This is a genomic window from Pseudoalteromonas sp. BSi20439, from assembly GCF_000241165.1.
In the GTDB taxonomy this organism is placed as follows: Bacteria; Pseudomonadota; Gammaproteobacteria; order Enterobacterales; family Alteromonadaceae; genus Pseudoalteromonas.
On sequence record NZ_BADW01000067.1, the window covers coordinates 16571 to 29742 of the forward strand.

Sequence of the window (13172 nt, forward strand, 5' to 3'; positions counted from 1 at the left end):
CTGCTAACCAACTAACTTGGAATAGTTATTGCAATTTCAGCGTAGTGTCAATTTTTTGAAATTGTAGAGTTATGGAATTTAAAGCGGTATTACAACAACTTAATAAAGATAAAAAAGAATATGCGAAGGGCGTTGGTACACCGCTTTTGGTGTTGGCTGCGCTGGGTATGGTTATTTTACCACTGCCTCCATTCCTGCTTGATATATTATTTTCGTTTAATATCGCGCTTGCGTTAGTTGTATTACTGGTCACTGTATACACCATGAAACCGCTTGAGTTTGGTATGTTCCCAGCCGTGCTGTTAATTGCAACCATAATGCGCTTAGCACTCAATGTGGCCAGTACCCGGGTGGTACTGCTTGAGGGTCATAACGGTGGGGATGCTGCTGGTAAAGTCATTGAAGCATTTGGTTCAGTGGTAATCGGTGGTAACTACGCCGTGGGCTTGGTGGTGTTTTTAATTCTGATCATCATTAACTTTGTGGTAATCACCAAAGGTGCTGGTCGTATTTCAGAAGTATCAGCGCGTTTTACTCTAGATGCTATGCCAGGTAAGCAAATGGCCATAGATGCAGATATGAATGCCGGTTTTATCAGTGCCGAGCAAGCCAGAGAACGTCGTGAGGAAGTAACTCGTGAAGCTGACTTTTATGGTTCTATGGATGGTGCTAGTAAATTTGTAAAAGGCGATGCTATTGCTGGCATAGTCATTTTAGTGATCAATATTGTGGGTGGCTTATTTGTTGGCATGATCCAACATGATTTAAGTTTTTCACGCGCTATGGAAGTGTACACACTATTGACCATTGGTGATGGCTTAGTCGCGCAATTACCTTCATTACTACTTTCAATTGGTACTGCAATTGTTGTAACCCGTCAAAATGAATCGCACAACATGGGCGATCAGTTTAAGAAGCAATTAGGTAACGAAAAGTCGTTATTTATTGCCTCTGGTATCCTCATAACTATGGGCTTAGTACCCGGTATGCCGCACCTTGCATTTTTAAGCTTAGGGGCGCTTTTAGGCTACCTTGCATACTATACCCAACAAAATAAACTTAAATTAGCGGCTGCTGAAGCCGAAGAAGCTGAAAATGCAGCTTCAGGCACTGGGATTGCAGCTAAACAAGAGCAAAAAGAGCTGGGCTGGGATGATGTACAACAAGTTGATGTTATTGGCTTAGAAGTAGGTTATCGCTTAATTCCTCTGGTTGATCAGTCACAAGGTGGTGAGCTATTAAACCGCATTAAAGGGGTGCGTAAAAAACTATCTCAAGAGCTGGGCTTTTTAGTGCCGCCTGTGCATATACGCGATAATCTAGAGCTCGACCCAAATGCGTATCGCATCACCATGATGGGCGTATCAAGTGGTGAGGGAGAGCTTAAACACGGTGATGAATTGGCAATTAACCCAGGCCAAGTATTTGGTCCGCTAAAAGGCATTGAAACCAAAGACCCTGCATTTGGTTTAGATGCGGTATGGATAAAACCAGATCAAAAAGATGAAGCGCAATCTTTAGGTTATACCGTAGTTGATTCAGCAACTGTTGTAGCCACTCATATTAGCCAGTTACTGACTAATAGTGCCGCTTTATTACTCGGCCATGAAGAAGTACAAAACTTATTAGATATGTTAGGTAAGAGCCATCCTCGCTTAGTTGAAGGGCTAGTACCTGAGGTATTACCGCTAACCACTATCGTTAAAGTGCTACAAAACTTGTTAAATGAAGGGGTAGCAATACGTGATATGCGCTCAATTGTTCAAACCCTTGTTGAATATGGCCCTCGTAGCCAAGACCCTGATGTATTAACGGCTGCAGTGAGAATATCGTTGCGTAGATTAATCGTTCAAGATGCTGTTGGTATGTCTTCTGAAATCCCTGTCATAACCTTGGCGCCTGAGTTGGAACAGATGTTGCATCAGTCACTTCAAAATGCAGGTGATGAGGGTGCCGGAATAGAACCAGGACTTGCTGATAGACTTCAAACATCATTGAATGAAGCGCATCAAAATCAAGAAATGGCCGGTGAACCTTCAATATTGCTAACGTCAGGAATGTTGCGCACTGTGTTATCTCGATTTGTTAAATACACCATTCCAGGATTGAGAGTGATGTCTTATCAAGAGATACCAGATGAAAGACAGATCAAGATTGTCAGCTCTGTAGGCCAACAATAAGATTTTAAAGGGGTTTGAATTATGAAAATTAAACGTTTTTTTGCTAAAGACATGCGCACCGCACTAAAAGAAGTAAAAGAAGAGCTTGGTGTTGATGCGGTTATTATGTCAAATAAGAAACTAGCTAATGGCGTTGAAATTGTTGCTGCTGTTGATTACGACAAAGCCGCGACAAAAGCGCCAGAGCAGCCTCAAAGCCAACCAGTTGCAAGAGCTTCATTTGCGCATACTGAGAGTTCACATAATTTTGTAAAACCAGAACCTCAACGCGCTCAACCTAAGCCACAAGCAAAGGTAGCAGACAGTTTACAAGCTTTATTAGAACGTCAATCTCCCCGTCCTCGTTCAGCAGAGCTTGCGTCAATGTTTTCACAATCTGGAATTGACACCTCTGGTCATTACCAAGAACAAGAAGCTGTTCAATCTCGACCTAAAAATATGTTTGAACGTGAACAAAGTGCGCCAGCACGTCCTCGCACCCAAGCTGATAGCTTAGGTTTTGATGATTTAGACAGTGGCTTTGACGATTTAGACTCACCGAGTGCACCGCGCCAGCAAACGATGCAAAACGAGTCGAGTGATATAACCACCATGCGCGAAGAAATGAACGCAATTCGTCAATTACTAGAACATCAAGTATCAGGTTTAATGCAACAAGATATGGCGCGTCGTGATCCAACCCGCGCCTGCATGATTGACCGTTTAGTGGGTATGGGGATAGATAAAGACGTTGCTGAGCAGATGGCATGCTTTGTACCCGACGATGTATCTCGCCAACAAGGTTGGAAAGCCTTATTGAATATGGTTGAAGACCAAATGCAAACCACTAACAATGAAATACTTCGCCAAGGTGGTGTTTATGCATTAGTAGGCCCAACAGGGGTAGGCAAAACCACCACTGTTGCAAAATTGGCAGCATTAGGTGCGCAAAAGTACGGTGCTGATAAAGTTGCGCTTATTACGACTGATACCTACCGTATTGGTGCCTATGAGCAGCTAGCAACTTATGGTCGAATTATTGGCTGTGGCGTAAAACAAGTCAAAGATGCAAATGAATTAGCAGAAGTTTTATACCATTTACGAAATAAACGTCTAGTCTTAATTGATACAGCAGGAATGAGTCAGCGAGATTTACGTTTAACTGAGCAACTTAATACCTTAATGCGTAATCAGCGTGTGGATATACGTAGTTATTTAGTATTAAGTGCAACAGCACAAATTAATGTATTACAAGAAACAGTAAGGCACTTTAAAAAGGTACAGCTCAGTGGGTGTATTTTTACTAAGCTAGATGAGTCATTGAGTTTAGGTGAAATTATTAGTATTGCGATTCAAAACCGCCTCCCAATAGGGTATCTTACTAATGGTCAGCGAGTACCAGAAGATATTAGAGTGGCAAATGCCGAAAAACTAGTAAAAAAAGCTGAGCAATTGTATTTAAAAAGAATAAAAGCACAACAATCACGACACCAATCAGTGGCGTCGAGCACAGTAGAGATGTATGATTAACACAGTTTTAGATCAAGCAAGCGGCCTTCGCAAAATGAGCAACAATAATAATAACGGCGTAAAAGTTATCGCTGTCACCGGCGGCAAAGGTGGAGTGGGTAAAACAAACGTATCCCTTAACACGGCAATCGCGTTAGGCCAACAAGGCAAGCGTGTGCTGGTATTAGATGCTGATTTAGGATTAGCCAATTGTGATGTTATGCTTGGACTACGCGTAGAGCGTAATTTATCTCATGTTTTATCAGGTGAGTGTGAACTCGAAGATATTTTAGTTGAAGGCCCTGCAGGAATTAAAATAGTGCCAGCAACATCGGGTTCGCAAAGTATGGTTGAGTTATCACCTTCAGAGCACGCGGGATTGATACGTGCATTTAGTGAGCTTAACACCGATTTTGATATTTTAATTGTAGATACCGCTGCTGGTATTTCTGACATGGTATTGAGTTTTTCTCGCGCCGCACAGGATGTGGTTGTGGTGGTCTGTGACGAACCAACCTCAATTACTGATGCATATGCGTTAATAAAAGTGCTGAGCCGTGAGCACGGTGTTTACAAATTTAAAATTGTTGCCAATATGGTGCGTAGCTTACGTGAAGGGCAAGAATTATTTGCTAAACTTTCAAAAGTAACCGACCGATTTTTAGATATATCAATGGAGCTGGTTGCAACGGTTCCTTATGATGAGAATATGCGCAAATCAACGCGTCGCCAAAAAGTGATAGTTGAAGTTTTTCCAGGGTCTCCTGCTGCGATTGCTTTTAAAACACTGGCGACAAAAATTGCTAAGTGGCCAACACCTAGTCAAGCCTCGGGTCACTTAGAGTTTTTCATTGAGAAGTTAGTTAGTAACTAACAATGACAATACCGGTGAATAGAGCTATGGGATATCAGTCAACACAGAATTTAAATATGATTGTTGAAAAGCATGCCTCATTAGTCAAAAAAGTGGCGTGCCATTTAATTGCTCGTTTACCGGCCAGTGTGCAACTAGATGATTTGATCCAATCAGGTATGATTGGCTTAATAGAAGCTTCTAAAAACTTTGACGCAAGCAAGGGCGCAAGTTTTGAAACCTTTGCGGGTATTCGCATTCGTGGTGCAATGATAGATGAAATGCGCCGAGGTGATTGGGTTCCACGTTCAGTTCACAGAAAAAGTCGCTTGGTAGCAGAGACAATAGTTGCCCTTGAAAGCAGTTTAAACCGTGAACCCAAAGATATTGAAGTTGCTGAAAAACTTGAAATTTCGTTAAATGAGTACCATCATATTTTAAACGATGTCAATGTAAGTAAAGTTTTAGGTATTGAAGACCTTGGTATTGACGATGATGTGATTACACCTCATGGTCAAGATTTAGCACTAGACAAACCTTTCAATAATGTTAAAAATGAACGGTTTAATGAGTCTTTACTCAGTGCGATAAAGTCGTTACCGGAAAAAGATGCAATGGTGCTTTCTTTGTACTATAACGATGAAATGAATTTAAAAGAAATTGGGCATATACTCGATGTTAGTGAGTCGCGTGTAAGTCAGATACATGGTCAGGCGATGATTAAGCTTAAAGCAAAGATCAATGACTGGATAAACTAGAAGTAAGTAAATAAAGGTTCAGGCCTCACTGGAGGATGTTTTGGATAAAAACATTAAAATTCTTGTTGTTGATGATTTTTCGACGATGAGACGTATTATTAAAAACCTGTTGCGCGATTTAGGTTTTACCAATGTTCAAGAAGCAGATGACGGGTCAACTGCTTTACCTATGTTGCAAAATCAAGTGTTTGATTTTGTGGTAACAGATTGGAATATGCCAGGCATGCAAGGTATTGATCTTTTAAGGGCAATTCGAGCTGATGAAAAATTAAAGCATATCCCTGTTTTAATGGTAACGGCAGAAGCTAAAAAAGAACAAATAATTGCTGCGGCCCAAGCAGGTGTTAATGGTTATATTGTTAAACCATTTACTGCAGGTACATTGAAGACTAAATTAGAAAAAGTGTTCGAACGCTTAGGTTAATGAGAGGGAGAGGCTTATGTCAGCACCTGCTGCGCCTCAGATTACTTTAGAACAAGCTCGCCAATTAGTGGCTTTTTTAGAAAATGGTGAGCAAGATAAAGCGAATCAGTTAATTTTAGAAACAGCTTCACAAGAGCAATCACAGTTATTTGCTGAGGTGGGTAAGTTAACGCGTCAACTGCACGAAGCTTTAAAAAGCTTTGAATTAGATACGCGATTAACAGACATTACCACTGATGCCATCCCTGATGCTAAAAAACGCCTCAACTATGTTATGGAAATGACAGAAAACGCAGCCAACAAAACGATGGATGCGGTTGAAGCAAGCTTACCTTTAGCGCAAGAAATTGCTGACGAAATAGCTGATATCAAGCCAACATGGGATCGGTTAATGAACCGTGAAATTGAGCTTGGTGAGTTTAAGTCACTTTGCCATAGCATTGATAAGTTTATGAACAGCTCTCATCATAAAACGGATGAGTTACAAATGTTGATGACCAATGTATTGATGGCTCAAGACTATCAAGATTTAACTGGTCAGGTTATTCGTCGTGTTATTGAACTTGTGCGTGAAGTTGAAGAGAGCTTAATCCACTTGTTAACTGCATTTGCGGCGCAAGGTGAGGTTGAGCAAGTACAACCAACTGAACAACCAGAAGAAACAGAAGATTCCATTGTTGCACAAACACTAGCAGGTCCAGAAGGGCCTATTATTGATAAAGAATCGCGTAATGATGTTGTATCTGATCAAGATGAAGTTGATGATCTATTATCAAGTTTGGGCTTCTAATAGGAGAGTACTGCATGAGCTTTGAAGTCGATGAAGATATTTTACAAGACTTTTTAGTAGAGGCCGGAGAAATCCTTGAGCTTTTATCTGAACAGTTAGTAGAACTGGAAAACAACCCAGATGATACTGAACTACTAAACGCAATATTCCGTGGCTTCCATACCGTTAAGGGAGGTGCCGGATTTTTGGCAATGACAGAGCTTGTTGATGCATGTCATGGTGCTGAAAACGTGTTTGATTTATTGCGCCAAGGTGTAAGAACAGTTAACTCTGAATTAATGGATGTGATTTTACAAGCACTTGATACCATTAATGAAATGTTTGCCACAATTAAAAATCGTGACCAGCCAGAGCCTGCAGATCCAGAGTTACTTGCAGTACTTCACAAGCTTGGACAACCACCAACGGCTGAAGAACTCGCCGGCGATTCTGCAGTTGAAGACATAGCTCCTGTTGAAACTCCCTCGGTAGAACCTGAACCTGTAGTTGAGCAGCCAAGCAATGATGCGGAAGAAGATCCGTTTGCTTTTGATGAATTATTTAGCGGCCCAGATACTAGTAGTACAGATTCTCAGATTGATGAGATCACTGAAGATGAATTTGAAAGTCTACTTGATGAACTTCATGGAAAAGGGCAAGCCCCGCAAGAAAAACAATCCTCATCAAGCGACAGTGATGTCAGTGGCGATATTACAGATGATGAATTTGATAGCTTATTAGATGAGCTTCATGGTGTCGGTAGTTTTGGTGAAGTAACTCAAAACGCCCCAAGCACACCACAGCAAGCACCATCAGCTCCTACAGCCTCGCAAAATAATGATTCAAGCGCGAGCGATGATGAAATAAGTGATGATGAGTTTGAAGCTCTGCTAGATGAGTTACACGGCAAAGGTGCACCTAAGTCGATAGAAACACCGGCTCCTGAAAGTAAATCTGAACCCGTAGCCGCTAACAAACCAGCGCCTGTTGCTGCAGCAAAACCACAGCCCAAGCCAGAGCCAGCCAAGCCGGTACCGGCTGCACAGCCTGCAAAAGCAGCTCCCGCTAAAAAAGCAGCGCCACCACCGGCAGAAACAACAGTACGTGTTGATACCAAACGCCTAGATCAAATAATGAACATGGTAGGTGAACTGGTACTTGTGCGAAATCGTTTAGTAAGTCTAGCGACTAACTCTGATAGCGAGGCCATGGGTAAAGCAATCTCTAACTTAGATGTAGTGACTGCTGATATCCAAGGTGCGGTAATGCAAACACGAATGCAGCCAATTAAAAAAGTATTTGGTCGTTTTCCTCGTGTGGTACGTGATTTAGCACGAACGCTGCAGAAAGATATTAATTTATTACTTGTCGGTGAAGACACCGATTTAGATAAAAATTTAGTCGAAGCATTAGCAGACCCATTAGTGCATTTGGTTCGCAACTCGGTCGACCATGGTATTGAAATGCCAGATGTTCGTGAAGCATCAGGTAAACCAAGAACGGGTACTGTGACTTTATCTGCTTCTCAGCAAGGCGATCATATTCTACTTACCATCCAGGATGATGGTGCCGGAATGGATGCTGAAAAGCTTAAAAAGATTGCGATTAGTAAAGGCGTGCTTGATCACGACCAAGCGAGTCGCCTTTCTGATACTGAAGCGTATAACCTTATTTTTGCGCCTGGCTTTTCAACCAAAGAAGAGATATCAGATATTTCCGGCCGGGGCGTTGGTATGGATGTGGTTAAAACAAAAATCACTCAGCTCAATGGCTCGGTAAATATTAAATCAGAGATGGGCGTAGGGACTACTTTAGAAATTAAAGTACCACTTACTCTGGCGATACTGCCCACCTTAATGGTAGTGGTTGGCGAACAAACCTTTGCGTTGCCACTGGCAGGTGTTAGTGAAATATTCCACTTAGATTTAACAAAAACTAATGTGGTTGATGGCCAGCTAACTATTATTGTTCGTAAAAAATCGATACCGCTGTTCTATCTTGAACACTGGCTCATTAAAGGCGCTGATAGAGGACAACGAAAAGCACAAGGCCATGTGGTGATTGTGCAAATAGGAACTCAAAAAGTGGGGTTCGTTGTTGACTCGCTCATTGGTCAAGAAGAAGTGGTGATTAAGCCTTTAGATGCATTACTTCAAGGGACGCCAGGTATGGCAGGTGCAACAATCACCTCTGATGGTGGTATTGCACTGATATTAGATGTGCCGAGTATGCTAAAGCATTACGCTGGATAATAAAAAGTAGGCATAAACGTTATGCCTACCCATTCATTGAATAAGAGAGCGAAATGGCTGTTAAAGTTTTAGTAGTTGATGATTCAAGCTTTTTTCGCCGCAGGGTGAGTGAAATTCTTGAACAAGACAGCGGCATTGAGGTTATAGGTTTCGCTGTTAATGGTCGAGAAGCGGTCGATAAAACAGCTCAGTTACGACCCGATGTGATCACCATGGATGTTGAAATGCCGGTGCTTGATGGTATTAGCGCGGTTAAAGAGATCATGGCGAGTAACCCCACTCCTATTTTAATGTTCTCATCGTTAACACGCGCTGGAGCATCAGCCACCTTAGATGCACTTGATGCCGGAGCGATGGACTTTTTACCGAAAAAGTTTGAAGATATTGCCCGTAATAACGATGACGCAATTAAGTTATTACAAGGTAAGGTAAAGGAAATAGGTCGCCAGCGCATTGGTAGAATCACAAGAGCGCCAGCATCTCCTAGTATAAGTAAACCTGCTGCAAGCACGTCTGATCGCTTTTCTAATCTCGCTAAAAAGCCAATTGTTCAACCTGATCGCAGCTTTAATAATGCAGCTCCTACACCAACCAGTAGTAGCACATCAGCGCGCGCCAGTGGTAAGCAGTATCAATTAGTTGCTATTGGCACATCAACAGGCGGACCGGTTGCACTGCAAACTATTTTGACTCAGTTGCCTGCTAATTTTCCACACCCAATACTCCTCATACAGCATATGCCTGCGGCATTTACACCTGCGTTTGCAACCCGATTAGATAGCTTGTGTAAGATTAAAGTAAAAGAAGCGCAACAAGGCGATAGACTCCAACCTGGTTGTGCTTATTTAGCGCCGGGCGGGCAGCAAATGATGGTAGAAGGGCGGGGGTCAAACAGAACATTACGTGTATTTGAAGATAAAAATGAACGAGTAAGCTATAAGCCTAGTGTTGATATTACCTTTGCCAGTGCAGCAAAAGCGTATCAAGGCGATGTCCTTGCCATTATTTTGACTGGTATGGGGGCGGATGGTCGTGATGGTGCTCGCATGCTTAAACAATCTGGCGCTACAATTTGGGCTCAAGATGAAAAAAGCTGTGTTGTATATGGTATGCCCCAAGCAGTAGCAAGTGCAGGATTAGCAAATGAAAGCTTAGGTCTTCATGATGTAGCGGTGCGCCTCAAAAGAGAGGTTGGCTGTGGATAAGCTTTCTGTTTTAGGATTATTGGTTGCACTAGGCGCTATTGCAATCGGTTATTCTTTAGAAGGAGGTGTGGTATCTGCGCTGTTTAATGGGCCTGCGCTAATTATTGTATTAGGCGGCACATTGGGGGCCGTGATGTTACAAACATCAGCCAATACATTTAAGAAAATGCTCAGTATTACTCATTGGGTTTTTGTCACCGATGACCACGATATTGAAGATGCGATTGAGCAAGTAAAGCGCTGGTCGCATAAAGCCCGCCAAGAGGGTTATTTAGCCCTAGAAAACGAAGCGCTTACTCACACTGATCCTTATGCCGCTAAAGGACTAAGTTTATTAGTTGATGGCAGCTCTGACCAAAAGCTTCGTGATACCCTAGAAATAGATTTATTACTTGAACGAGAACGACTGCTTGAAGCTAGTCGTGTATATGAAGCGATGGGGGGTTACAGTCCAACTATCGGTATTTTAGGTGCAGTGCTTGGACTTATTCAAGCGATGTCATTTATTAACGATCCTGAGCAACTAGGAACGGGTATTGCCACTGCATTTATCGCTACTATATATGGCGTAGGTTTAGCTAATTTACTGTTTTTGCCGATGGCCAATAAATTAAAGCAACGGGTTGAGCAAAAAATGCTTTACCATGAAATGCTAGCTGAAGGCGTTATTGCCATTAGCCAAGGTGAAAGCCCTATTAATATTGAATTAAAGCTTGAAGCTTACCGTGTCGAACGTCCTCTTTTACAGGGCCATTAGCGGTTATGTTACGCCGTCGCTTACGTCATCAAAACACTAAAAGCCAACATACTGAGCGTTGGCTAGTCTCTTATGCAGATTACATGACCATTATGTTTGCATTTTTTGTTGTATTGTATGCCATTGCAATAAACAAAGAAGACAATATACAAGTTTTATCTAACTCTCTTGAGCATGTTTTTGATAAGTCAGCGAAACAATTTTCTCAGCAAGGTAAAGGGGTAAACGGCGATGCTTTGTTGCTTGAAAGAGTGACTCCTGAAGTTGAGGTTTTATATGGCGAAAGTATTCAAAAACAAGAACAAGGGCCTGTGTTGCTCGATGGTCAAAGTGATAATAGCAATATCAGCCAACGTCACTTAGGTAAGCCGCTCGATAGTTTACTGGTCAAGCTACAATCGTCTCTGATTGATGAGATACGCAGTGGTGAGGCAAGCCTAGAGCTTAGCCAAGATTGGTTGGTTATTGAGCTTAATTCTGGGTTATTATTTGCCAGTGGCAGTGCTGTTGCGCATAATCAAGCCAAAGAAGTTGTAAAAAAGATTGAAGCAATAATCGCACCTGTCGATAACTATATAAGAGTGCGTGGGTACACAGATAACGAAACCATACGCAATGAAATATTTCGCTCTAATTGGGAGTTGTCGGTGGCACGTGCAACATCAATATTAGTTGAATTAGAGCGCTTAGGTATTCAATCTGCACGTATGGCAATAGAAGGGTATGGCCAATATTCACCTTTTGCCGATAATGATACCGAAGCTGGGCGAGCTGAAAACCGCAAAGTAGTGATTGCGCTTTCTAAGTACGGCTTGGTTTTAGAGTCATCAAATGAGGATACTGAGCAGCAAGTCCCTGAGGAAGCTAAACCAACTGAAGTTGAGCTGCCTACTCAAGACGATACAATAAAAATAATTCGCTTAGAGCATGGTGGCATTCGTGTTACCACGCGTAATGAACAGTAATTAGGATGTAATGTGAAAATCTGGACAGTAGCCAATCAAAAAGGAGGGGTAGGCAAAACCACTACAGCGGTTAGCCTTGCTGGGATCCTTGCGCTTCAAGGTAAGCGTGTTTTACTGATTGATACCGATCCGCATGCATCATTAACTTATTACTTTGGCATTGATTCAGAAGATTTAGAGGTCAGTGTTTACGACATTTTCACTCGCGGTTCAAGCATGAAAAGCGAAGAAGTATTGCAAGCATTATGCCCCTCAACCATAGAAAATCTTGATATTCTACCTGCCACTATGGCAATTGCTACACTTGACCGTAGTATGGGTAATAAAACGGGAATGGGCCTGATTTTAAAGAAAACATTGGCTAAAATTAGCGAGTATTACGATTATGCAATTTTAGATTGTCCGCCCGTTTTAGGGGTGCTGATGGTCAATGCGCTTGCAGCCTGTGAAAGAGTATTGGTGCCAGTACAAACTGAGTTCTTAGCGCTTAAGGGGCTTGATAGAATGATGCGTACTATGGAGTTAATGCAAACCTCGCAAGCGAAAAGCTATGAATATACTATAATTCCAACTATGTATGATAAGCGCACCAAAGCATCACTTGAGGCCTATAAAACATTACAAGATACGTACAAAGAAAAAGTGTGGCCAGGTGTTATTCCTGTCGATACTAAATTTAGAGATGCGAGTTTAGCGCAAAAGGTGCCTATTGATTTCTGCCCTAATGCGCGTGGAGTCTATGCTTACAAAGCATTGCTTGAATATTTAATAAAACAAGGTTAATAAATGAGTAAGCAATTATTTGCTAATGAAAAAGTAGTCACTCAGTACTTAGGGGCGTTATTATCTGATGACGAACCAACAAAAGACCTTGAGCCTGTTGCTAAATTGCTTGAGCAGGTAGCTTATGAAGAGCAAAAAGAGCAATCACTGCAGGTTGAGCCTGTAGTCGAGCCGGTTGTTGAAGTTGAAAAGCTCAATGAGCAGGTAACAAATGTAGAAATAGAATCTCACCAAGCGCAGCAGCTTGAAACTGAACATGATGTAGCACTCGGTAATGAAGCTGAATACTTTGATGGTGAATTTCAGGCATTATTTTTTGAAGTAGCAGGACTCACTTTAGCCGTGCCATTAAAAGCGTTAGGCGGTATACATGAGCTTGGAGAAGTGAATCATTTATTTGGTAAACCTAAGTGGTTTAAAGGTGTCATGATCAATCGAGAAGAAAAGCTCAATGTTGTTGATACCGCGCGCTGGGTTATGCCCGAAAAATACGATGAACAGTTAGAAGCGTCTTTAAATTATCAATATCTAATCACTTTAGGTGATAGCCAGTGGGGTTTATTAGCAGAAAAACTAATAAATAACATTACATTGAGTAAAGAAGATGTAAAATGGCGTACAAATAACAGTAAGCGCCCATGGCTTGCTGGAGTAATTAAAGAAAAAATGTGTGCTTTAATAGATGTTAATAATTTAAATGCACTATTAGAGAAAGGCTTAGATAGCCGTCACAAGTAA

Annotated in this window: 12 protein-coding genes; all 12 read left to right on the forward strand. The window is 41.7% G+C overall.

What is annotated here, in order from left to right; translation table 11 throughout:
• The first annotated feature begins 71 nt into the window (after positions 1 to 71).
• Genes flhA through P20439_RS06380 form a run of 12 tightly spaced genes read left to right on the forward strand, consistent with a single transcriptional unit; the run spans position 72 to position 13172 of the window.
• A complete protein-coding gene (gene flhA / locus P20439_RS06325; RefSeq protein WP_008112204.1) occupies positions 72 to 2180 on the forward strand; it encodes a flagellar biosynthesis protein FlhA in 2109 nt (702 codons plus the stop codon).
• A 21-nt stretch (positions 2181 to 2201) separates the two neighbouring features.
• Entirely contained in the window at positions 2202 to 3689 is a 1488-nt protein-coding gene (gene flhF, locus P20439_RS06330; protein WP_008465389.1) for a flagellar biosynthesis protein FlhF, read from the forward strand.
• Entirely contained in the window at positions 3682 to 4542 is an 861-nt protein-coding gene (locus P20439_RS06335; RefSeq protein ID WP_008465391.1) for a MinD/ParA family protein, read from the forward strand. The genes flhF and P20439_RS06335 overlap by 8 nt, the downstream gene beginning before the upstream one ends.
• A 26-nt stretch (positions 4543 to 4568) precedes the next feature.
• Entirely contained in the window at positions 4569 to 5279 is a 711-nt protein-coding gene (locus tag P20439_RS06340; RefSeq protein ID WP_036933071.1) for an RNA polymerase sigma factor FliA, read from the forward strand.
• A gap of 40 nt (positions 5280 to 5319) precedes the next feature.
• Entirely contained in the window at positions 5320 to 5703 is a 384-nt protein-coding gene (gene cheY, locus P20439_RS06345; RefSeq protein WP_008465395.1) for a chemotaxis response regulator CheY, read from the forward strand.
• Between the two features lie 16 nt (positions 5704 to 5719).
• Positions 5720 to 6493, forward strand: coding sequence for a protein phosphatase CheZ (locus P20439_RS06350; RefSeq protein WP_008465396.1), 774 nt, complete (start codon positions 5720 to 5722; stop codon positions 6491 to 6493).
• Between the two features lie 14 nt (positions 6494 to 6507).
• Positions 6508 to 8724 carry a chemotaxis protein CheA gene (locus tag P20439_RS06355; protein ID WP_008465398.1) on the forward strand — a complete coding sequence of 739 codons (2217 nt, stop codon included), beginning with the start codon at positions 6508 to 6510 and terminating at the stop codon, positions 8722 to 8724.
• A 53-nt stretch (positions 8725 to 8777) separates the two neighbouring features.
• The gene (locus tag P20439_RS06360; RefSeq protein WP_008465399.1) at positions 8778 to 9929 is read left to right on the forward strand and encodes a chemotaxis response regulator protein-glutamate methylesterase; all 1152 of its coding nucleotides are present in this window, start codon (positions 8778 to 8780) and stop codon (positions 9927 to 9929) included.
• On the forward strand, positions 9922 to 10686 hold the full coding sequence (locus P20439_RS06365; RefSeq protein ID WP_008465400.1) for a flagellar motor protein: 765 nt from the start codon (positions 9922 to 9924) through the stop codon (positions 10684 to 10686). The genes P20439_RS06360 and P20439_RS06365 overlap by 8 nt, the downstream gene beginning before the upstream one ends.
• Positions 10687 to 10691: 5 nt before the next feature.
• Complete coding sequence (locus P20439_RS06370) at positions 10692 to 11651, forward strand: flagellar motor protein MotB (RefSeq protein WP_008465401.1); 960 nt, start codon at positions 10692 to 10694, stop codon at positions 11649 to 11651.
• Between the two features lie 12 nt (positions 11652 to 11663).
• Entirely contained in the window at positions 11664 to 12434 is a 771-nt protein-coding gene (locus tag P20439_RS06375; protein ID WP_008465402.1) for a ParA family protein, read from the forward strand.
• A 3-nt stretch (positions 12435 to 12437) separates the two neighbouring features.
• On the forward strand, positions 12438 to 13172 hold the full coding sequence (locus P20439_RS06380) for a chemotaxis protein CheW (protein ID WP_008465403.1): 735 nt from the start codon (positions 12438 to 12440) through the stop codon (positions 13170 to 13172).